Origin of the sequence: Mycobacterium simulans (assembly GCF_900232995.1) — a bacterium.
GTDB classification, from domain to species: Bacteria; Actinomycetota; Actinomycetes; order Mycobacteriales; family Mycobacteriaceae; genus Mycobacterium; species Mycobacterium simulans.
In genome coordinates, this window is record NZ_OCVX01000003.1 from 2,306,028 (window position 1) to 2,327,789 (window position 21,762).

The 21,762-nt window shown below is 62.6% G+C and carries 20 protein-coding genes and 1 pseudogene; 9 read left to right on the top strand and 12 right to left on the bottom strand.

What is annotated here, in order from left to right; genetic code table 11:
- The first annotated feature begins 26 nt into the window (after positions 1-26).
- Positions 27-3,296, top strand: coding sequence for an SIR2 family protein (locus tag MSIMFI_RS11175; RefSeq protein ID WP_191497243.1), 3,270 nt, complete (start codon positions 27-29; stop codon positions 3,294-3,296).
- Positions 3,297-3,332: 36 nt separating this feature from the next.
- Here the strand turns inward: MSIMFI_RS11175 and MSIMFI_RS11180 are convergent, their stop codons facing one another.
- From MSIMFI_RS11180 to MSIMFI_RS11195, 4 genes are all read right to left on the bottom strand, one after another.
- Positions 3,333-4,169, bottom strand: a complete 837-nt coding sequence (locus tag MSIMFI_RS11180; protein ID WP_191497244.1) for an SDR family NAD(P)-dependent oxidoreductase — start codon at positions 4,167-4,169, stop codon at positions 3,333-3,335.
- Positions 4,170-4,181: 12 nt separating this feature from the next.
- Positions 4,182-5,021, bottom strand: a complete 840-nt coding sequence (locus MSIMFI_RS11185) for a mycofactocin-coupled SDR family oxidoreductase (RefSeq protein WP_186244697.1) — start codon at positions 5,019-5,021, stop codon at positions 4,182-4,184.
- 31 nt (positions 5,022-5,052) lie between these two features.
- Positions 5,053-6,255 carry a cytochrome P450 gene (locus MSIMFI_RS11190; RefSeq protein ID WP_191497245.1) on the bottom strand — a complete coding sequence of 401 codons (1,203 nt, stop codon included), beginning with the start codon at positions 6,253-6,255 and terminating at the stop codon, positions 5,053-5,055.
- Between the two features lie 179 nt (positions 6,256-6,434).
- Positions 6,435-7,094: a TetR/AcrR family transcriptional regulator gene (locus tag MSIMFI_RS11195; protein WP_191497246.1), complete on the bottom strand. Its 660-nt coding sequence runs from the start codon at positions 7,092-7,094 to the stop codon at positions 6,435-6,437.
- Positions 7,095-7,283: 189 nt separating this feature from the next.
- On the opposite strand from MSIMFI_RS11195, the gene MSIMFI_RS11200 reads away from it, so the two are divergent.
- Positions 7,284-8,459, top strand: a complete 1,176-nt coding sequence (locus tag MSIMFI_RS11200) for an acyl-CoA dehydrogenase family protein (protein ID WP_191497247.1) — start codon at positions 7,284-7,286, stop codon at positions 8,457-8,459.
- 8 nt (positions 8,460-8,467) lie between these two features.
- Here MSIMFI_RS11200 and MSIMFI_RS11205 read toward each other — a convergent pair whose 3' ends face one another.
- From MSIMFI_RS11205 to MSIMFI_RS11235, 7 genes are read right to left on the bottom strand one after another with little or no spacing between them, the layout of a single operon-like run.
- Complete coding sequence (locus MSIMFI_RS11205; protein ID WP_191497248.1) at positions 8,468-9,268, bottom strand: acyl-CoA dehydrogenase family protein; 801 nt, start codon at positions 9,266-9,268, stop codon at positions 8,468-8,470.
- 6 nt (positions 9,269-9,274) lie between these two features.
- Positions 9,275-10,375 (bottom strand): acyl-CoA dehydrogenase family protein, encoded by a 1,101-nt coding sequence (locus MSIMFI_RS11210; protein WP_191497249.1) that lies wholly within the window; start codon positions 10,373-10,375, stop codon positions 9,275-9,277.
- On the bottom strand, positions 10,372-10,791 hold the full coding sequence (locus MSIMFI_RS11215; RefSeq protein WP_186244691.1) for a nuclear transport factor 2 family protein: 420 nt from the start codon (positions 10,789-10,791) through the stop codon (positions 10,372-10,374). Before MSIMFI_RS11215 ends, MSIMFI_RS11210 begins: the two co-directional genes overlap by 4 nt.
- On the bottom strand, positions 10,775-11,989 hold the full coding sequence (locus MSIMFI_RS11220; RefSeq protein WP_191497250.1) for a metal-dependent hydrolase family protein: 1,215 nt from the start codon (positions 11,987-11,989) through the stop codon (positions 10,775-10,777). Before MSIMFI_RS11220 ends, MSIMFI_RS11215 begins: the two co-directional genes overlap by 17 nt.
- Positions 11,990-11,992: 3 nt before the next feature.
- Entirely contained in the window at positions 11,993-12,316 is a 324-nt protein-coding gene (locus tag MSIMFI_RS11225; protein WP_191497251.1) for a hypothetical protein, read from the bottom strand.
- Entirely contained in the window at positions 12,300-13,580 is a 1,281-nt protein-coding gene (locus tag MSIMFI_RS11230) for an aromatic ring-hydroxylating oxygenase subunit alpha (RefSeq protein WP_191497252.1), read from the bottom strand. Before MSIMFI_RS11230 ends, MSIMFI_RS11225 begins: the two co-directional genes overlap by 17 nt.
- 17 nt (positions 13,581-13,597) lie before the next feature.
- Complete coding sequence (locus MSIMFI_RS11235) at positions 13,598-14,137, bottom strand: carboxymuconolactone decarboxylase family protein (RefSeq protein WP_191497253.1); 540 nt, start codon at positions 14,135-14,137, stop codon at positions 13,598-13,600.
- A 371-nt stretch (positions 14,138-14,508) separates the two neighbouring features.
- Between MSIMFI_RS11235 and MSIMFI_RS11240 the strand changes: the two genes are divergently transcribed.
- The gene (locus tag MSIMFI_RS11240; protein ID WP_191497254.1) at positions 14,509-15,807 is read left to right on the top strand and encodes an amidohydrolase family protein; all 1,299 of its coding nucleotides are present in this window, start codon (positions 14,509-14,511) and stop codon (positions 15,805-15,807) included.
- A 94-nt stretch (positions 15,808-15,901) separates the two neighbouring features.
- Positions 15,902-17,068, top strand: a complete 1,167-nt coding sequence (locus tag MSIMFI_RS11245) for an acyl-CoA dehydrogenase family protein (protein ID WP_191497255.1) — start codon at positions 15,902-15,904, stop codon at positions 17,066-17,068.
- A gap of 27 nt (positions 17,069-17,095) precedes the next feature.
- On the opposite strand, the pseudogene MSIMFI_RS11250 reads toward MSIMFI_RS11245, so the two are convergent.
- A pseudogene (locus MSIMFI_RS11250) lies at positions 17,096-17,614 on the bottom strand (PPE family protein); the annotation flags it as partial.
- Positions 17,615-17,789: 175 nt separating this feature from the next.
- Here MSIMFI_RS11250 and MSIMFI_RS11255 point away from each other — a divergent pair.
- From MSIMFI_RS11255 to MSIMFI_RS11275, 5 genes are all read left to right on the top strand, one after another.
- Positions 17,790-18,947, top strand: a complete 1,158-nt coding sequence (locus tag MSIMFI_RS11255) for a thiolase family protein (protein ID WP_191497257.1) — start codon at positions 17,790-17,792, stop codon at positions 18,945-18,947.
- Between the two features lie 86 nt (positions 18,948-19,033).
- Positions 19,034-19,648 (top strand): TetR/AcrR family transcriptional regulator, encoded by a 615-nt coding sequence (locus MSIMFI_RS11260; RefSeq protein WP_191497258.1) that lies wholly within the window; start codon positions 19,034-19,036, stop codon positions 19,646-19,648.
- Positions 19,645-20,148 (top strand): hypothetical protein, encoded by a 504-nt coding sequence (locus MSIMFI_RS11265; protein WP_191497259.1) that lies wholly within the window; start codon positions 19,645-19,647, stop codon positions 20,146-20,148. Before MSIMFI_RS11260 ends, MSIMFI_RS11265 begins: the two co-directional genes overlap by 4 nt.
- Positions 20,149-20,285: 137 nt before the next feature.
- Positions 20,286-21,566, top strand: a complete 1,281-nt coding sequence (locus MSIMFI_RS11270; protein WP_191497260.1) for a cytochrome P450 — start codon at positions 20,286-20,288, stop codon at positions 21,564-21,566.
- Positions 21,563-21,751 (top strand): ferredoxin, encoded by a 189-nt coding sequence (locus tag MSIMFI_RS11275; RefSeq protein ID WP_191497261.1) that lies wholly within the window; start codon positions 21,563-21,565, stop codon positions 21,749-21,751. The genes MSIMFI_RS11270 and MSIMFI_RS11275 overlap by 4 nt, the downstream gene beginning before the upstream one ends.
- Positions 21,752-21,762 lie beyond the last annotated feature (11 nt).

The following is a 21,762-nucleotide window of genomic DNA, read 5'->3' on the forward strand; positions in this document are numbered from 1 at the left end:
AAACATCCCTATCCGCAAGGATGAGTGTGGATATCACTGATCAGATCCTTAACGCGGCGAGTCAGGTACGTAGCCACCACGCGGTTGCTGTTCTGGGAGCGGGTCTCTCCGCTTCTTGCTACCCGATGACGGCGCAGACTCCGCCGCTCGTGTGGGCAGCACTAGACGCGAACCCCGAAACCCGAGCCAGGGTCGCGCAGCGCGTCGAAAAGCCAGATGGCAGTGGCAAGACATTAGTCGGATCAAATGCCGACCCGCTGGAAATCGCGTGGAGCGAGATCGCAGATTCGCTGCCGGCACGCCAGGCCTTTCAGAGGGCCTTCGCTGATCTCGATCTGGAGCGCGACCCGGCACCCGCTCATGTCGCACTCGCGCGGTTGATCCGGGCCGGAATCGTTGAGTACGTAATCTCATTCAACTGGGACACGGCCTTGGAACGGGCGTATGAGCAACTTTATGGAGTTTCGATTCCGGCAGGAATGTTAGTGAAGCCTCATGGTGACGCGAACCAGACAGATACCCAATGGGTGCTGCCGCATCAAACGGGCGTTGTACCGGGCTCGGTGACAAGCCGGGTCAACGAAATGGCAGCGGGCCACCCACGGGTCTTCATGATCGTTGGTTACTCAGGGTCCGATCCTTCTGTCGTAGCTGATCTCCTCTCACCCATGGAGGGCAGATGGCCTGTCATCAGGATTGGGCCGAATTGCACTGGTGACGAGGCAGTTCAGGGGACTGCTGATGAGGTTCTGCCCGCGCTGGTTCGGGAGTTGACACCCGGGGAGGCCCAGACCCGAGCCTGGAGAGTGGTGACCTTCCACGGGCAACGTAGTCTCAGAGCCGCGCTGGTGGGATACCGCCTCGGGCCAAACGACGTGAACAGCTGCCCCGAGTTGCCAGGCGTTGGCGGGATTGTGTCGAGGATCAAGGCAGCGCGGTTCGTGGCGATCACTGGGGTCAGCGGTTCCGGCAAATCCATCTCGGCATTCCAGGCAGCACATCATCTCAATCAAGAAGGATGGAGCGTACTGGAACTCGTCAATCCGGGGACAGCTGACCAAGATTCGGTGCAGGAATTTGCGGCTGCTCCAGGGCCAGTAATTGCAGTGGTGGACGATGCGCAGTCGATCGACGCGGCAATTGTTCGAGAGTTCGAACGAGCCGTTTCCGACGATCACGCGGTGATTCTCTGTACCACTTCATGGGGGTCGCCTGCAGAACAAGTGCAGCTTGTTGCAAAACGGGCGGTGGAAGCGATGGCGAGCTTCTGCTTTACCCATGCAGAGGATGTTGCCGCCATGATCGTACCGATCGACGACAGTCTCGGTTGGGGTCTTGGTAAGGAACCAATCGAGCGCCGCATCCAGGTGGCGAGCGCAGCTGACGTCCCCTGGCAGTTCATGCATATCCTCTCGGGTGGAGAACGGCGGTTGAACGAAGTCTTCGAAGAGCTCAGGTCTGCTGACCTTGACGCTCTGCTCTCGATAGTCGCTCTCCAGCAGGTGATTTCAACCGACGAAGGATGTTCGGCTGACGAGCTCGCACGTGGCGCCAGCGAGGTCGGACTCAATCCCGATCGGGTGGCGACAGGTCTGCCGGAGCTCGAACGACGTCGACTCGTCTTCGGCCGAGACGGCCGGCTGCGTACGCCGCATATCCGTTTTGCCATACAAGTTTTAATAGAAGTGCTGAGGACGCCGACAGTAGCCCCGGCACCGGCAATTCTCCAGTTGTCGCGAAGCGCGCTGCTGTCTCCTGAAGTTCAGAATCGCGGACGGCTCTGGCTTCTTGATTCCATTCGCCTCAAGGCTCTGCGCTACTCGGGGCTGTTGGTGGACGATGCAATCCAGCAGCACATGACTGATCAGTTCTTCAAATCCAACCCTGACGAACTGGGCCTTCAAGCGACTCTGCTTTGGACGCTTGACTTCTGGTGGCGAAAACTACCTGAACCTGTCTGGGATCAGATCGGCGAGCAGCTCCCGGCATGGATACTTACTGCGACCAACGAATCTGCGTACGGCCTCCATTGGCTATTGAATGGACTCCGGGGCAAGAACTCAACGTCCCATGAAACGGTCTGCATCACCGTCGGGATGCCTGCGCTCCTGAACCGCATGGTCGAGACCGCGACAGGACACTACGTAGGCAATTGGGAGAGCCTGATCGCTGAGTTGAGTCAGGTTAACTGGCCAATACTTCAGGGCTGGGCTTCGGCCGTCCAACGGGATGTGCCCATCGCCGAGTTCCGGTCTTGGGTTGCTCGGGAAGTGACCGAGTCGCGCAACCTGAGGGGCTGGGCGGACTTGGCGCAGGTTCTCTGGCACTACTCGCGCGAAATGGTTGAGGCAATCGTCGAGCAGATATCGCCGAGATTGGTTGAAGGTCTTGAGAGAAATCCTGTCGAAGCGAACAGTGAAATCTTCAGGTGGTACTTCGGATTCCTCGTGCTTGTCGTTGACCGCGGTGCCGGCGACGACGAAGATGCCGAGTATGCGGACGACGTAGCTTGCTATCGCGAGCTCATGCTGCGGTGGATTAACGATAGTGACTGGTCGAAGGTCGGCCGCGCCCTGTCCAGCACTCACCCTGAGGCCTTCCACAACTTTTCGCTACTTACCCACATGCTCCGATCCGTTGATCAAGCGAAACTAGACCTGATGTGCCATAGCGTCGATATCGACTCATTCGATGCACGCACTGAGCACTACTGGGGCGACAGTATTTGGCGGCTACGTGAGGCCATCGTGACGTTGTCAGCTTCGACCGACATGGAGCCGGCCCGGACGTTGCTATTGCGCCATCAGGCCGAACTCACGCAGCTACCTCCATGGACAATCCGCATCATTCCGGAAATCGCGGTCAGCAAGCTCTCCGCCGGGCAGGTCCACTTGGGCCAGGAAGGCTATTCGTTCGATTGGACGGAGTGCGCCAAGATCATTGAATCGGTTGCAGCCGTTGATATATCAGCTATTCGACCTCTGGTTGAGACGAACCGAGATCTGATCACAGCGGAACTCGCACTTCGTGCGCATCCCAGCGGCCACGGCCTTCCGTCGTTTGTCGAGGCGGTGGACCGCGCCGACCCTGACCTATTTGATTCCCTTTTAGCGTCGGTCAATGTTTCTACGGTCGCGGTGGATTGGGTCAAGCGACTTGAGGGGCAGTCTGACGAGGCGGAAGCGGTGAGAACCCTCTTGAGTCGACTAGCGTTGAGCGAACATGACTTACGAGCTCAAGCCGCCGGCCGCACAGCTGACCCAGCAGGTGCGGTACGCGACGACATACCGACATAATGCACCGTCAGACGCCGAGGTTCACGAAAATCGAGGCTAGTGGCGCCAGCCCTCGCCGGCTTGTTCGTCAAACGTGCGGTCGATGCGCTCGCACCTGCGGCGAACCGAGGCGCGGGCGGCCTCGTGCGGAAGGACATACAGCCGGTTGGCCAGAATCGCGTCGGCGGTCAGGCGGGCAACGTCGTCGACGCCGACGGTGTCGTCCTGTGACGGGAGCGAACCCAGCGAGCCCGTCACATCGGGTGCTGACGACAGGCCGCAATCGGCGCCGCGGATTCTTTCAGAGTTGGAGACCAGCTTGGTTTCGATCACCATCGGACAGAGCACCGATACCCCGATGCCGTTGTTCTTGACTTCACGGGCCAGCGTCTCCGCCAGGCCGACAACGCCATACTTGGCAACACCATAGGTCCCAAGGCCGGCGTTGGGCACCAGGCCGGCGAAGGACGCGGTAAAGGCGATGTGACCGCCCGTGCCCTGTTCGAGCAACCTCGGCAGGAATGCCTCGACGGCATGAATGTTGCCCCACAGGTCGATATCGATCACCCAGTGCCAGTCGTCGTGAGTCATCTCCGCGATTGGACCCGCCAGGACAATGCCTGCGTTGCTGAAGACGACGTCGACATGGCCCAGAAGCCGGAAAGCCTCATCCGCGAGGTGAACGACCTCTTCGAGATGTCGGACGTCGCAGATCACGCCGTGCGCCTCGTACCCCTCGGCGGATAGCCGGGCAACCGCCTGGTCCAGCCCCGGTTGGTCGACGTCTGCGAGCACCACTTTGGCGCCGCGGCGGGCGAACTCCTCGGCGGTCGCCAAACCGATGCCGTTCGCGCCGCCAGTGATTACCGCTCCGCGCCCCTCGAATCCGTCCATAGACTCCAAACACTATTTCAAGCAGCTACCCGCGTCGACGGGCAGGGTGACACCCGTGATGTATCGGGACTCGTCGGAGGCGAAGAACAGCACCGCGTTGCTAATGTCCTTTGGCTCCACCCATGGAATGGGCAGCGTATGGAACATCTGACAGATCGGGGCCATGTCGTCGGGACCTGGATTCTCCAGATCCGGCCGGAACAACTTCCAGGTCCCTTCGTTCATGATCATCGGGGTGCTGACATGCGTGGGATTGACGGTGTTGACGCGAATCATGTGTTGCCCCAACTCCACTGCGAAGGATCGCATGATGCCCACCACACCGTGCTTGGCCGCGACATAGCTGCCGCAATGCGGGTAGGCTTTCAGCCCGCCCACCGAGCTAGTCAAAATGATCGAACCGCCCCTGCCGCCAGCGATCATATGTGGCACACCGGCTTTCACCGACTTCCAGACGCTCGACAAGTTTACGTCGACCATCTCCTGCCAGTCGTATTCGCTGGTCTTGTCCAGTGTGTCGCCGCCATTGCCGATGCCCGCGTTGGCCACGATGATGTCGAGCCGGCCCAACTGCTCCACGCCGCTATCCACCGCGGCTTTTGTGGCGTCGTAATCGCGTACATCGACTTCGGCCGTAAAGATTCTGCGGTTAAGGCCCTTGACCAGATCGGCGGTCTCGGCCAGATCCTCGGGCGTCGACGCCGGGATGGTGGTGTTTTTCACGATTGGCTTACAGACGTCAACGGCGATGATGTCGGCGCCCTCTTCCGCCAATCGCACCGCATGGCTGCGGCCCTGACCGCGCGCCGCCCCGGTGATGAAAGCGACTTTGCCCTCAACACGTCCAGTCATGGTTACCTCGTTTCCTGCATCTCCTTGTGATTCAGCCGAGAACGGCCGGCATGGTCTCCCAGCCCCGAACCGTCGACGTCGGGGACAGCTTGGCGTCGGTGAGATCGACATCCCACTCGGGGAAGCGCTTGAGGATCTCCTCCAGCGCGATCCGCCCCTCGAGGCGCGCCAGCGCCGAGCCGAGACAGTAGTGGGTGCCGACACTGAACGTCAGATGTTGATGCGGCTCGCGCTGAATGTCGAAAACATCACCGTCCGGCGGGAATTGGCGGTGGTCACGGTTGGCCGCCCCAATCAGTAACATCATGATGCTGCCCTGGGGCACCCGCTGGCCGTAGTACTCGACGTCGCGGGTGACATACCTGGCCACGTGCGGAGCCGGTGGCTCGTAACGCAGCAGCTCTTCAACCGCCTGAGGAATCAATGACGGGTCCGCGACCAGCGCGCGACGCTGATCGGGATGCTCGGCCAATACCTTGCCGGCCCAGCCGATCAGCCGGGTCGTGGTCTCGTTGCCCGCACCGGACACGACGGTGACATAGGTCAGCAGTTCGTCGCGGGTAAGCCGACGAACGGTCCCAGTTTCGTCCGCAAACTCCACGTTCAGCAGCTCGGTCATGATGTCATCGGAGGGATGCTCAGCGCGCCAGTCGATGTAATGGCCGAAGAATTCACCATTCAGCATGTCTTCGGGCGAGGTCTTCATCGGCTTGCCGACCTCGGTGCGCATCTGCGCATTCGCGAAATCCCTTGCGGCTTCTTGATCCTCCTCGGGAACCCCGAGCAGCATGCCAATAACCCGCATCGGCATTTGCGCCCCGAGGTCTGCCACGAAGTCAAACCCGTCGACTCCGATCAGCGGATCCAAACTGCGGGCGCAGAATTCGCGGATTTGGGGTTCAAGTTGGCTGATCTTGCGCGGGGTGAACATTCGAGACAACAACTTGCGGTGGATGTCGTGGATTGGTGGGTCCTCGAAAATCAGGACGCCTGGCGGCATCTCGATGTTCGCCCGGATGATTTCGAGAATTGCGCCCCTGGCCGAGCTGAACGTCTGGTAGTCAACGATCGCGGCGTCCACGTCGGCGTACCGGCTGAGCGCATAGAAGTCGTGCTGTTCGTTGTAGTACAGCGGCGCCTCGTCGCGCAGCCGCCGGAACACCGGGTAGGGGTCGGCGTTGAGCCGCACGTCATACGGGTCGAAATAGACGTCGCTGGCCGCAGTGACTGCCACGGGATATCGCCTCTCGCCGGAACCGTGCCGCAACTGAACTCTGTCATCACCCACCGATGAGTGTCAACGCCAAATACGCTTTAGCTAGTTGTGGCTCTCGATATTTAAGAATAGCGTTCTCGCACTTGGAGGCCGGGTGCGATATTCGCTCAGCATGTGGAGCGTTGACTAGGAGACGCTCACGCTCGGGAGGTGGCGAATCCGTGTGAGCAGAAGTCCCACACCTCGTCGGCGGTGATGGGATGGATCGTGGCGTCGTCGGATCCGCCGCTGGACTGCGCGATGAACATGACCGTCTGCATGGTCATGGCCGCGACCCGCTTGGGATTGATTTCGGCGCGCAACTCGCCGGCTTCTCCCGCGGCTTCCATTAGTTCGGTGAGCAACGCCAGTAGCGGTGCGTGCGCCGTTTTGACCTCGGCCGGATGCGTCACCAGCAACCTCGGTGCAAAGTCTGTGAACAGCGGCCGCTTAGCCGTCGGGTCGGGGCGTGACGCCTCATACAACAGTTCGACGGCCACCTTCAGGCGCTCCAGCGGATCGGTGTGGCTTTCCGTGGCGGCGCGGATTTGGTCGGCTGATCGACTCAGGGCGTCTTCGAACAATGCGAGCAGTAGCTCGTGTTTGCCGTCGAACTGCAGGTAGAAGCTCCGCAACGACTGGCGGGAACGATCCACAACCTCCTGGACGGTAAAGTCTGTGCTGCCCTTCTCGATGATGATGGCCTGCGCCGCATCCAGGAATCGCTGAACGCGCTGCGCTGCCCGCAGTTTCGCGGTCTTGATGGACCGCTCGACGGCGCGCTGCTTCCAGGCCGGCTCTTCGCTGGGATTGGTCACGGGCGCCTCAGGTGATTGCCGCGAGGAGAGAACATGGTTGGACTGTACCGGAGAACGCCGTGCCATCGCTGCGCTCGACCTCCTTACGGACGACGTTTTGGAGATTGTAACTTCCTCATGACGAGAATACTATTCTCTTGAACGTGTGTTTGGGAAGCGGATTCGAGAGAGTAAGCCCGGAGGAACCCCGTGCAGCTGACGTTTGATGCGGACGTCGAGGCATTCCGAGCCGAATTCGTGGCATTTCTTGATCGGCATTTGCCGGACGAGGACGAAGGGTTCGAGCGGCCGCGGTCTTGCTCACATGTCCCGGAGTGGGCGCGCCGGTGGCAGCGGCTGCTTTTCGATAATGGGTGGCTGCTGCCCGGCAATCCGCCGGAGTTTGGTGGCCGCAACGCCTCACTGCTGCAGCAATACGTGCACCTAGAGGAGTTGTCGCGCCGGAGAATTTATCCGAGTTTCAATCCGCAGGGTATCGGCATCATTGCGGCGTCATTGTTGACGTTCGGAACGCCGGAGCAAAAGCGGCGCTGGGCGATACCGATTCTGCGGGCCGAGATCACGGCGTCGCTGGGCATGAGCGAGCCCGGCGCGGGCTCGGATCTAGCGTCGCTGAAAACGCGGGCGCTGCTACAAGGCGATCACTTCGTGGTCAACGGTCAGAAGGTGTGGACTTCGGGTGCCCATGATGCCGACGTCGTGCTGACGTTCGTGCGCACCGATCCTAAGGCCCCAAAACACAAGGGCATCAGCGTGTTGCTGATTCCAACCGATACTCCCGGTGTGGTGCGCCGTCCGTTCGCGTCGGTATGTGGTTACGACGATGTCGACTTCAACGAGGTCTTCTTCACCGACGTGCTTGTGCCGGCCGAAAACCTCGTAGGAAAGCTCAACGAAGGCTGGCGGGTGGCTAACGGCTCCCTGGGACACGAACGCACCATGCTGTGGATGGATTACGCCAACCTGTTGCAACAGCTGACGGTCGATTTCAGCCCATCGGGAGCACTCGAACGAGATCGCTACGCCACGTTGGTGATGGATGCTCAGGCGCTGCGGCTATTGGGCTCGTCGGCTCTGGCACGTGCGGCTCGCGGAGAGGAGGACGTTCCCGCCCAATCCGTGCTCAAACTGCTCGGTTCCGAAGCACTGCAACGCGGCGCCGAGGACACGCTGAACGCGGCGGGTGCCGACGGGCTCGTGCATCCCGCGATCACCTCGTTGTTCGCGCCGCTGAATCTGGATAGCCACTACGGCAGCCGATTCGACCGGTACGCGCGCAGCTTTGCCGCGACCATCGCCGGCGGCACTTCGGAAATCCAGCGAAACATCATCGCCGAACGCATCCTCGGGTTGCCGCGCAATTAGCTCGCCGGTTACAGGTTGACCAGCCGCGGCGCAAATCCCTTGTCCCGCAAGATAGCGCCGGCCTCGCGGATCAGCTCACGGGAACTGCCGAGCAGTCCGTCCAGCATCAGCGATCGTTTGACGTGGCGATGCAGCTGGTGTTCGGCGGTGAAGCCGATGCCACCGAGCACCTGCTGACAGTGCCGTGCGGCGGTCAGCGCCGCTTGACCGGCCCCGGCTTTGGCCAGCAGGCAAGCGAACTCATCGGATTCATCGGTTGCCTGCAGCGTTGCCTCGGCGCCTTCGATAGCGACAAGCGTCTCGGCCAACCGGTGCCGGATCGCCTGGAAAGATGCGATGGGCTGGCCGAACTGAACGCGATCCAGGGCGTGCTGGCGTGCCAGGGACAACATCGCACGGCCGGTGCCGACCAGCCACCAGCCCAAAGCCCGCTGCCCGGCCGCGTTCGAAATGGAGGTCACCGGATCACCCGCTGCCACCCGGCGTATCGGGAGCTCGGGGTCTAGCGTCGTACCGGCCTGATCGGTGCGTTCCCAAACCACCCAGGAGTGGCCGGCGTAGGGCAGTGGCACGGTAGCGCCGCCCGCACGCCCGGTCGCCCGCAGTACGACGTCGTTGACGACAGGTGCGTGCGCGCCGGTCTCGCCGAGCATCCGGAACACCAACGGAATTGCGATGTCCGGGATTTCGTCGAGCATGTCGAGCCAGCCGAGCTCGGCAAGCGCCGCATCGAGCTTGGCGCCCGTAGCGGCCGCCATCGTCGTTCGCAGTGAGTCGGTCAGCAGCTGCAATTCGGGGCCGGTCGTCATCTCGGGTCAATCCTTGCCGAGGTCGAGCAGTCGCCGGGCGATGATATTGCGCTGCACTTCCGCGGTACCGCCGTAGATGGTCGCCGCGCGGGAGTACAGATACTCCGAACGCCATGGTGTCTGGTCGAGCTCCACTGCTCCGGGCAGCAGGTCGTGAACGGCATCGTAAAGCCGTTGCTCGGCGGTGGCCAGCAGCACCTTGTCGATGGAGGTCTCCGGCCCAAGGCGCGCCCCGTCGGCCAACCGGTGCTGGGTGGCACGTGACCGGCAGCGCAGCATGTGCAGCGCGAGATACGCTGCACCGAGGTCGAATTCGTCAGGATCCGGAGCCTGGGCTATGAGCTCATCAAATCGTGAGTACAAGTAGGCGATTCGCTGCCAGAAGCAGGTCGAGCGCTCATAGGGCAGCAGGTCCATCGCGAGCCGCCAGCCTTCCCCGGGCTTGCCGAGCATCCGGCTGCTCGGGACCACCACGTCGTCGTAGTAGACCTCGCAGAATTCGTCGACACCGTGCATGGTGCGAAGCGGCCGAATGCTAATCCCCGGGGTGTCCAAATCAACGAAAAACGCGGTAATTCCGTCATGGGGGCTGGAATTGCCCGGCGCGGTGCGGGCGAGCAGGATGCAGCGGGTGGAGAACTGGGCGAAGCTGGTCCAGACCTTCTGCCCATTGACAATCCAGTCGTCGCCCCGGGGCACGGCGCGGGTGGCTAGCGACGCCAGGTCGCTGCCCGATCCCGGCTCGGAAAAGCCCTGACACCATTGCTCGCGTCCGCTGAGCAGCCGCGGCACCATCTCCGCCGCGAGTTCTGCTGGCGCGTAATCGATCATCGTAGGCGCAAGGACTTCGACCATTGAGTACGGCCCCGGTTCGGCGAGACGGCGGCCGACCACCTCCTCGCCGACGATTGCGCGCAACAGCGCGGGCCCGCCCAAGCCGCCAACCGCAACCGGCCAGCCGTAGCGCATCCACCCGGCTTCGTACAGCGCGGAATGCACGCGGGCGAGTTGCTTCATGTGGCCGGGTAGCGAGTCGCCTGGTCCGGGGGTCAGGTCGTGATCGTCGAGCCACGCGCGCAAGTCCGCCCGGAACTGCTCAACGTTCACGGCGCCGGACGGCCGACCGCATGTGGACGTCCCGAGTCGTGCACGCCACTACGCCGGATGAACGTCATGGCACGGGTTTTCAGCCGCCAGCCGTCTGCAGTTCGGGAGTAGGTGTCACGGTAGTAGCCGATTCGCATGTCATGAGTCGCGTGTTCGATGAAGCACAATGGCTGCGTGCCGCTTGCCGAATCGCCATCCAACTCCACCACCGCAGTTCCGGTGAGAAATAGGCCCTTTGGCGCGGCGGCCACCAAGTCCGGAAACCGGTCCAGGCCGTAGGTGTCACCGAACGCGCTGTAGGTCCCATCGGGCGTGAAGACGCCGACCAGTCCCTTGATGTCTTCCTGGGTGATGGTGACCGCGTACCGCGCGAGCAGTTGTTGGATCTCCACCAAGTCGTCAGTTCTGGTTGGCATACACCTTGCCGCCTTTCATGACAAAGCTGACGTTTCGGGTAACCGCGATGTCTTCCAAAGGGTTTCCCGGCACCGCGATGACATCGGCCAGCTGGCCCTCGGCGAGCCGTCCGCGGTCGGTGGCGTCGATGAGCTCGGCGGCGATTACCGTGGCTGCCCGCAGCACTGCAAGCGGTGGCAGGCCCCAATCGGCAAGGGTGACAAGCTCGTCGGCGTTCCGGCCGTGCGGTATAGCCGGCGCGTCGGTGCCGACCGCAATCTTCACCCCGGCTTCGTATGCCGCCAGTAACGATTTCCGCGACCTTGGGAACATCTCGGCGGCCTTGGCCTGCAGTTCGGGCTCAGCGTGCGAGACGTCCATCGCCTCCGCCAGGCGCCGGGTGGTCACCAGGTAGGTGCCGTGCTCGACCATCATCGCGATCGCCTCATCGTCGACCAGGAAGCCGTGCTCGATGCAGTCGATGCCGGCTGCGACCGCATGTTTGACCGCGTCGGCGCCGTGCGTGTGCGCGGCAACTCGCAACCCGCGACGGTGTGCCTCGTCGACGATCGCACGCAGCTCCTCGTCCGAATAATGTTGGGCGCCAGGCGGACCCGTCAGTGACATGACGCCGCCCGAGCAGCAGACCTTGATCAGCTGGGCGCCGTGCTTGATCTGGTAGCGGACGGCGCGGCGAATCTCGTCGACGCCGTTAGCGATGCCTTCCTCGACCGTCAAGTCGAGTACGTGCGGCGCAAAGGCGGCGAACATCGTAGGGTCGAGATGTCCGCCGGTTGGCGTAATGGCATGTCCGGCAGGAACTATCCGGGGCCCCTCGATCCAGCCCGCATCAATGGCCTTGCCCAGCGCGACATCAAGCAGATAGCCGCCGGTCTTGACGAACAGACCGAGGGTGCGCACCGTGGTGAAACCGGCCCGCAGCGTCCGACGAGCATTGCCGACCGCGCGCAACAGCCGCGTGGGCGGGTCGTCCTGAACCTGTGACAGGCCGGGCTTCTCACCGCGTCCGCCCATCAGGAGGTTGACTTCCATATCCATCAACCCGGGCAGCAGGATCTGGTCGCCTAGATCGATCAGCTCGCCCTCGACGTCTCCGCTCACTCCGGCGATTCGGTCGCCTTCGATCCGCACGATTCCGGGCCGGACGATCTTCCCGGCGTCGACATCGAGCAGCCCAGCCGCCTTGAGCGTCAGCACCTCTTAGATCACCGGCTCTTTGATCAGCTCCACCCAGGCGGCGCCGCTGTCGGGGACCCGCGGCTGTTTCCAGGCCTCCACCGGAAACGACACCATGATCAGCGATTGCATCATGTGCATCAGGGTCTGTGCGTCGTCGGGCAGATCGTCAAGCGGGTACTTTTCGCAGTAGGCGATGACGTCGTTCATGCGGGGGAATGCCGCGTCATAGAACGCCTGCATCTCGGTCATCGTGGAGGCCAGGCGCTTGGCGTAGCGCTCGGGTTCGGTTGCCAGATCCCAGTCCAGAAATGGTTCCAGGTCTGAGAATTCAGTGTGCAGCGCCATTCTTCTGGTACTCCTTGACGTAATCCCCGGTCACCTTGTGTAGATGGCGGAGAAGTATTTCCTGATCGCACAGCGGAAAATCTCTGACCACCCGGGTGCCAATCATGGTCTGCGTCGCCTCCAGGGTGTTGGCATCCTGTAGCGCATACTCTTTGAACGTCACCGCGGCCAATTCTTGGGCCAACCGCTCCCGCGCGTTTCTCGGCGGGACGAAATACAGTGTGGTTTCGAAGATGTGCTTGTCGACGGCGGTCGGCCAGTAGTGATAGGTCAGGTACCAGCCTGGCGCCCAGATCAACAACATAAAGTTCGGGAAGAAGTGCCACGAATCGATGCCCCACTGCTTGGCTTTCGCCGGGTTGACACCCGGGGGCAGGTTTTCGAGCTTCTCAATGACCTCCGGCCGGTCCCAGGGCCCGAATAGTCCGCTACGCAGGAGACGGTCCATGGGCTTGACCATGTTCAGATCAACCGGCGGCGATTGGCCGCCCCAGGTGGAGATCATCCCGTGTGGGCTCGCCAGCTCGTAGTACAGCGCCTCAAAGCCGTGCTTCTGGATCTTGGCGGCTTCTTCTGCGGTGTATTGCTTTTGGTGGAGCACCGGGGCGTGGTAGAACTCGGCGAATGCGTCTATGAACAACTTCCAGTTGCTGCCCACCTCGGCCTTGTAGGAGTAGACCTCGGTCATTTCGTGGAACGGGTAGCCTTCGATGCCCTTGGCCAATGGTCCCAGGTAATCCACGAGGGGCTTCGCGTTTTGGTCGAGGTTGACAAAGATGAACCCTTCCCACACCTCGCAGCGGACCCCCACCAATCCGTACTGGCTCTTGTCGACGTTGAAGAACTCATCCTCCTGTTGGATGAAGGTCAAATCGCCGTCGATGCTGTACCGCCAGGCGTGATACTTACACGTGAACTGCCGGCAGGCGCCTGACGTTTCTTCGTGCGGGTAATCGTTCCACACCAGCTTGTTTCCGCGGTGGCGGCAGATGTTGTGAAACGCCTTGATTGACCCGTCCTTCGTTTTGACGATGATGACGGACATGCCCTTACCGGCCGACGGCAGCTCTTTGGTGAAATAGCTGCCGGTGCGCGGCAGTCGCTCGACACGACCGACGTTGAGCCAAGTCCGCTTGAAGATTGCCTCGCGCTCGGCTTCGAAGAACGTCGGATCGACCGAGTCGGTGTAATCGACTGGTGCGGTGCCCAATTCGGGGTAATTTTCCGTCCAACTTCCCGCGGCCGGCTTCGTGAAGTGGGGCAACGTTCTACCTTCCTGTCCTAGTCGGCCTTCTCGACCTCAACGCCAAAGGTGTTGAAGGCCATGGCCAGCAGCGCGTAACAGCCGACCGTGAAGACGAAATCCATGCGCTGGCGGTCGTCCAAGCGTTCGCCGAGCGCGGCCCAGGTCTCGTCGGATATCTGGGATTCTTGATCGAGTTCGTCGACCCCGGTAAGCACCGCCCGTTCGAAGTCGCCGGCCGTCCAACCATCGGGGCCCTGGCGAACCGCGGCTATCTCGTCATCGGTCAACCCGGCTCGTTTGGCCAAGGCGACGTGATGGGTCCACTCGTACGCGGAGTCGCGACGATGCGCGATCCGCAAGATGGTCAACTCTCGAATCCGAGGCGACAACGTGGACGCGAAGAGGAGGTGGATATTGAACCCGAGAAACGCTTTGGCCAGCGCGGGGTGGTGGACAAAGGTCGACAGCGCGTTACCGGCGTCCCGCGGGTTGCGACGCTCCGCGGACAGCATGCCGGCCAGCGACCGTTGGACAGCCTCGTCCCATTGGTCAGCGGGCAGCGGCGGCAGGCGCATCCGGCACTCCCCTCTCAAAAGAGAGAATTAGATTCTCATTTACAACCAATAGACTTGCACGATTCGGTCTCGCGGTCAATGCTGACGCGTCCGGACCCGTTGAGCTGGCCGTCGCGCTGCGGCGCCGGCTGGCCCAATATCGCTCCCAAGGAGCCGATTTGCCCTAGTCGTTGCACACGCGCCGGTCCGTCGCAAGCTTCCTGAATGTTGATTCTCACTTCAAGAGAAGATAGTTTTCAATAGTAGGGAGCTTGGCGGATGCGGCGGCTCGTCCGATGACGGTGCCCTAAACGGGCGGGACCGGGCGTACCCAGATGGACTCAAATGGACTCAAATGGACTCAATGGGACTCAATGGGAGAGGAACCGGCAATGAACAAAGAGGACATGATCCTGATCAGCGTCGACGACCACACCGTCGAGCCGCCAAACATGTTCAAGAACCACCTGTCGTCGAAGTACCTGGACGACGCGCCGCGGCTGGTGCACAATCCTGACGGCTCGGACATGTGGAAGTTCCGCGACACGGTGATCCCGAATGTTGCGCTCAACGCGGTTGCGGGCCGGCCCAAGGAGGAGTACGGCATCGAGCCCACGGGTCTGGATGAGATCCGGCCGGGTTGCTACAACGTCGACGAGCGCATCAAGGACATGAACGCCGGGGGCATCCTGGCCTCGATCTGCTTCCCGTCCTTCCCGGGTTTTGCCGGGCGCCTGTTCGCCACCGAGGATCCCGATTTCTCGGTGGCCCTGGTGCAGGCCTACAACGACTGGCACATCGACGAGTGGTGCGGGGCGTACCCGGCGCGGTTCATCCCGATGGCGATACCGGTGATCTGGGACGCCGAGGCGTGCGCCGCCGAGGTGCGGCGGGTCTCGAAGAAGGGTGTGCACGCGCTGACCTTCACCGAGAACCCGGCCGCGATGGGCTACCCCAGCTTCCACAACGAGTACTGGAACCCGCTGTGGAAGGCGTTGTGCGACACCAACACCGTGATGAACATCCACATCGGGTCCTCGGGGCGGCTCGCGATCACCGCGCCGGATGCGCCGATGGACGTCATGATCACGCTGCAGCCGATGAACATCGTGCAGGCCGCCGCCGATCTGCTCTGGTCGCGGCCAATCAAGGAGTACCCGGGTCTGAAGATCGCGCTGTCGGAGGGTGGGACCGGATGGATTCCCTACTTCCTGGAGCGCGCGGACCGGACGTACGAGATGCACTCGACGTGGACGCACCAGAACTTCGGCAACAAGCTGCCGTCCGACGTCTTCCGCGACCACTTCCTGACCTGCTTCATCAGCGACAAGGTCGGCGTTGCGCTGCGCAACATGATCGGCATCGACAACATCTGTTGGGAGGCCGATTACCCGCACAGCGACTCCATGTGGCCGGGCGCACCCGAGGAGCTGTGGGACGTTCTGTCGCTCAACAACGTGCCCGACGACGAGATCAAGAAGATGACTCACCAGAACGCGATGCGCTGGTATTCGTTCGACCCGTTCACCCACATCACACCGGAGCAGGCGACCGTCGGCGCGCTGCGCAAGGCCGCCGAGGGACACGACGTGTCCATTCGGGCGCTGAGTCACCACAAGGACGAGCGGGCGGGGTCGTCGTTCGCGGAGTTTGCGGCTAGCGCGAAAGAGCTCACCGGCAACCAGGACTGACGCACCTAATGCCGGCGAGCAGACGCAGAATCGCATTGTTGGGGCGCAAATCATGCGATTCTGCGTCTGCTCGCGCTGAAGGGAGGTGCGCGCTATGGAGTTTGAGCTCACCGAAGACCAGGAGCTGATTCGCCGCTCGGTCGCCGAGTTGGCGCGGAAGTTCGACGACCACTATTGGATGGACAAGGATCAGGCGCACGAGTTTCCGACGGAGTTCTACCGGGCCATAGCCGACGGCGGCTGGCTGGGGATGACGATCCCGACCGAGTACGGCGGCCATGGCCTGGGCATCACCGAAGCAACGATCCTGCTCGAGGAGGTCGCCAAATCCGGCGGCGCCATGAATGCCGCCAGCTCGATTCACCTGTCCATCTTCGGTATGCAACCCGTGGTGGTGCACGGCTCCGAGGAACTCAAGGCGCGCACGTTGCCCCCCGTCGCCACCGGCGAGGTGCATGTCTGCTTCGGCGTGACCGAACCCGGTGCCGGGCTTGACACGTCACGCATCACCACATTCGCCAAACGCGACGGCGATCGCTATGTGGTCAACGGCCGCAAGGTGTGGATCTCCAAAGCGATGGAGTCCAACAAGATCCTGCTGCTAACACGCACAAAGAGCTATGACGAGGTCACCAAAAAGACCGATGGGATGACGCTGTTCCTCACCGACCTCGACCGCAGCCGGGTCGACATCCGCCCGATTCCCAAGATGGGACGCAACGCCGTCAGCTCCAACGAGCTGTTCATCGACAACTTGGAGATCCCCGTCGAAGATCGAATTGGAGAAGAAGGCAAGGGTTTTCAGTACATACTCGACGGACTGAACCCGGAGCGGATGCTGATCGCGGCCGAAGCGTTAGGGATCGGCAGGGTCGCACTCGACAAAGCGGTCAAGTACGCCAACGAACGCGAGGTCTTCGGCCGGCCGATCGGCATGAATCAAGGCATCCAGTTCCCGCTGGCCGACGCACTGGCCCGGCTGGACGCTGCCGAGCTGATGCTCCGCAAGGCCACGTGGCTCTATGACAACGGCAAACCCTGTGGGCGCGAAGCGAATACCGCCAAATACCTCTGCGCCGATGCCGGCTTTGCCGCCGCGGACCGGGCTTTGCAAACCCACGGCGGCATGGGCTACGCGGAGGAATATCACGTCGCCCGCTACTTCCGCGAGGCCCGGCTGATGAAGATCGCGCCGATCAGTCAGGAGATGATTCTGAATTTCCTTGGTACGCACGCGCTCAAGCTACCCAGAAGTTACTGAGCGCTATTGCCCGAGCCGTGGCAGAACCTCCATGCCCTGCCGCCAGGACGGCAATTGCGCGGCCACTGCTGACGCCCCCGAGTGATATCCGACCATCGCCGTCACGTCGGCGGCCCACATCTCCTCGTAGACGCCCTCGGTAGCCGCGATCGCAGGCGCATTCTGTCCAAAGAAGTTCGACAACACCAGCTGCACGAGCACATTGCGGTTGGCGGTCACCGCTGCAGGATGAACCGTCGCCGCTCGCGCGGCTTCAAAAGCGCTGGCTACCGTCTTGGCCTGAGTCGAGGCCGTCGCGGCGCGCGTCGCGGCCGCACTCAACCAGCCCACATACGGAGCCGCGGCTGCCGTCATCGCCGCCGCCGCCGGACCCTGCCACGCCTGACCCGTTAGGCCCGAGGTCATCGACGCAAAGGATTCCGCTGCCGAACCCAGTTGCGCGGCAACGCCGTCCCAGGCCACCGACGCTTTCAACATCGGCGCCGAACCGACACCGGAAAACATCCGCCCAGAATTGATCTCGGGCGGCAACACCGAAAAGTTCACCCTCATATCCCCCCGTCGCTTGTCTAGCTAGGGAGGTACCCGATCCGTTAGTGGAAGAAACCCGACTGCAGCGTTCCGGTGTTGAAGCCCCCGTGAAGCGCATGCCGCCGTCATCGCAGAACTGGACCCGTCGTTTACTGGTCGTTGGGTATCGAGATCGGGATCGGAGCAGACCGTGCGTGAAACAGTGATCGTCGAGGCCGTGCGTACCGCGGTGGGAAAGCGCAACGGCGGCTTGTCCGGCATGCACGCCGCCGACCTGTCCGCCGTCGTCCTCAACGAACTGCTGGAACGCACGGGCGTCAGGCCCGAGGTCATCGACGACGTGATCTGGGGCTGTGTCTCCCAGGTCGGTGACCAGTCCAGCAACATCGGCCGCTACGCGGTGCTGGCCGCCGGCTGGCCGGAGAGCATCCCCGGAACCACCGTTAACCGGGCGTGCGGTTCCAGCCAGCAGGCTCTCGACTTTGCAGTGCAAGCGGTGATGTCGGGTCAGCAAGACGTCGTAGTGGCCGGTGGCGTCGAAGTCATGAGCCGCGTTCCGCTCGGGGCGGCCAGGGCTACCGGGATGCCCTATGGGCCGAAAGTCCTTGCCCGCTATGGCGATTTCTCGTTCAACCAGGGACTGTCGGCTGAGATGATCGCCAAGAAGTGGGGGTTCTCCCGCGGCCAGCTCGACGAATACTCCGTCTTGTCCCATGAGCGGGCCGCCGCGGCCCAGGACGGCGGGGCCTTCATCGGTCAGATCGTGCCGGTTTTTCCGGACGAAGGGGCCGACGGTCCCGTCGTGCTCGCCGACGAGGGGGTGCGGCGCGGGACCAGCGTCGAGAAACTGGCTGCGCTCAAGCCGGCATTCGTCGACGACGGTGTCATCCACGCGGGCAATTCCTCCCAAATCTCCGACGGCGCTGCCGCGCTGTTGGTGACCACGTCGGCGATGGCGCTGGAGCTGGGGTTGACGCCGATAGTGCGCTACCGAGCGGGTGCGGTCACCGGGGCCGACCCGGTGCTCATGCTCACCGGTCCGATTCCGGCGACCGAGAAGGTGCTGCGCAAGTCAGGTGTCTCGCTATCGGAGGTTGGCGTCTTCGAGGTGAACGAAGCGTTCGCGCCGGTGCCGCTGGCATGGCTCGCCGAAACCGGAGCGGATCCGGATCGGCTAAATCCGTTGGGTGGAGCCATCGCGCTGGGCCACCCGCTGGGCGCGTCCGGCGCGGTGTTGATGACGCGAATGGTGCATCACATGCGCGACAACGGGATTCGCTACGGGCTGCAGACCATGTGCGAGGGCGGCGGGACGGCCAACGCCACGCTGGTAGAACTCGTCGCTTAACGGAGTGCGCACGTCGCCTCTTGTCAGCGTGGGCCCACCAACCTACTGTGTGTTCAGTAGGTTTCCTCGTGAGACGAAGGAGTGCGGTGCCAGACGCACGGCCGTACAACACGCTTCTCGCCAAGGGTGAGGACCGCAAGCAGCGGATCCTTGAGGTCGCGCAGCGGCTGTTGACGCGTAATGGTTGGCGCAATACGACATTGGCCCAGATTGCCGGGGAAGCCGGGGTCAGCCCGGCGGGACTGTTGCATCACTTCGAATCCAAGGAACAGCTGCTGCACGCGGTGCTGGACGCGCGTGACCTCGATGACGATTCTCATGCCGACCGGACCGGTGATCTCCTCGTCGAGATCGCACGGGTTGCCGATCGCTTCAACCGGGCACCCGAACTGGTCGGCACGTTCACCGTGCTGCTGGTCGAAAATATCCTTCCCGACGCCCCGTTGCACGACCGCATGCTGGACCGGCAGCGGGAAGCGATCGACATCGTCGCCGAACTCATCCGGCGCGGTCAGGCCGACGGCCGGTATCGCACCGAGATAGACCCGTCCGTCAAGGCAGTGGAGATTCTCGCCTTCGTCCACGGAATGGAAACGATATGGTTGCTCAATCCTTCGATACCCCTGACCGCGGTGTTCAAGGAATACGCGGAGTCATTGGCACGGGACTTCGCCCCGCCCAGGACGTCCCGGAAGACATGAGGTATCGCCTCGACGTCGTCGCCGCCACCGTCGCCGACGTGGTGCAGTTCGCCGGCGGGGGGCTGTTCGACCGCGCCATGGCGGGCTGGGACGTCACCGTCCTTGTCGCTGACCACACTGACAACCGGCCGGTGCAGATCCTCGGAGTCCAGACACTCGACCTCGAAGACGCCTTGGCATCGGTGAGTACTCGGCCCCGCCCACAGGCCTTAGCGGCGGCGGCGGATCTTCTCGGATGCGACCCGCGGGTGCGGCGTGGCGTGCTGCAGGCCCTCGATCACGGCGTCACCGAAGTCACGCTGTGGGGCCAGACCTGGCCGGCCGAGCTGGACGACAGCGTCGGCCAGGTAGCGCATCAGCTGAGCATGGCCGCCCGAACGTTCAAGGCCCAGGCGATGGCCGCGGCCGCGCTGCCCCAGGCTTCCATCGCATCGACCGAAATGTTCCGCAGCGGGCTGATGGCCTGCCCGTCGGTTGCGGCGGATTTGGTGCCCGCCTAAGCTGCCTCGACCGTGAATCTCGCGACGCCATAGCGGCGTGTCGCGTCGGGTATTTCACCCTCGGAGCCCACGCCAACGTTTGCGATTGGCGACCCTCCCGTGGAAATGTCATACTCATCTGTGAGAGGGAGGTTCTCATGAACGACTTCACCGAGATGGATTTCTTCCGTGACAGCCGGCTTGTCGAGGACCCGTACCCCTACTACGAGGCCCTGCGGCAGCAATGCCCGGTCACCCGCGAAGACCGCCACGGTGTCACCATGATCACCGGCTGGGAAGAGGCGGTTGGTGTCTTGAACGATGCCGAGACGTTCTCCTCCTGCATCTCGGTGACCGGCCCGTTTCCTGGTTTTCCGGTATCCCTGGACGGATTGGAAAGCAGTGACGTGACCGAGCTGATCGAGCAGCATCGCGACGAGCTCCCGTTTAGCGACCAGCTGCCCACGCTCGACCCGCCCACCCACACCAACCATCGCTCCCTGCTGATGCGGCTGATCACCCCAAAGCGCCTCAAGGAGAACGAGGACGCCATGTGGGTGCTCGCCGACCGCGTGCTCGACGGGTTCCTGGCACCGGGTCATGGTGAATTCATCAAGGGCTTCGCGGGTCCCTTCACGCTGCTGGTCATCGCCGACCTGCTGGGTGTACCCGAAGAGGACCGAGACACCTTCGTCAGCAACATCCGCCAGCACTCCGGCGGCGGTGTCGGGGGCACCGGTAAGGAAGCGTTGGCGCACAACCCGCTGGAGTTCCTTTACGGCACCTTCTCCGACTACGTTCGCGACCGCCGCCGCGAGCCCCGCGACGATGTGCTCACCGGCCTGGCCACCGCGACCTTCCCCGACGGTTCCATCCCCGACGTCGAGGACGTGGCCCGGGTTGCGTGCAACGTCTTCTCGGCGGGCCAGGAAACGACCGTGCGGCTGTTGGGTGCGGCATTGCAGACCATGGGTGAGCGCCCCGATATTCAGGAACAGTTGCGCAAGGACCGCAGCCTGATTCCCAATTTCATTGAGGAAGCGCTACGCATCGAAAGCCCGGTCAAGGGCGACTTCCGCTTGTCCCGGGTGCCGGTGACCGTGGGCGGTGTCGACCTGCCGGCGGGCACCACCGTGATGGTGCTGCAGGCGGCCGCCAACCGGGATCCGCGCCGGTTCGACGACCCCACCACGTTCGATCCCGCGCGCAAGAATGCCCGGCAACACCTCTCGTTCGGGCGGGGGATCCACAGTTGCCCGGGCGCGCCGCTGGCACGCGCCGAAACCCGGGTCGCCATCGAGCGGCTGCTCGACCGGACGTCGGAAATCAGGATCGACGAGCGCGTCCACGGTTCGGCGAATGACCGTCGCTACCAATATGTTCCGACCTACATCTTGCGCGGACTGACCGAGCTACACCTGGAGTTCACGCCGGTATGAAAGTTACGGTCGACGACCAGTGCTGTCGGGGTCACGGCGTGTGTGTCACGTTGTGCCCGGAGGTCTTCAGCCTGACCGATGACGGCTATTCGGTGGCCATAACATCCGATGTGCCAACGGAATTGGAGGCCGCTGCCCGCGAAGCCATCGAATGCTGCCCGGAGCAGGCCATTAGCGAGCGCTGACCGGGACTTCG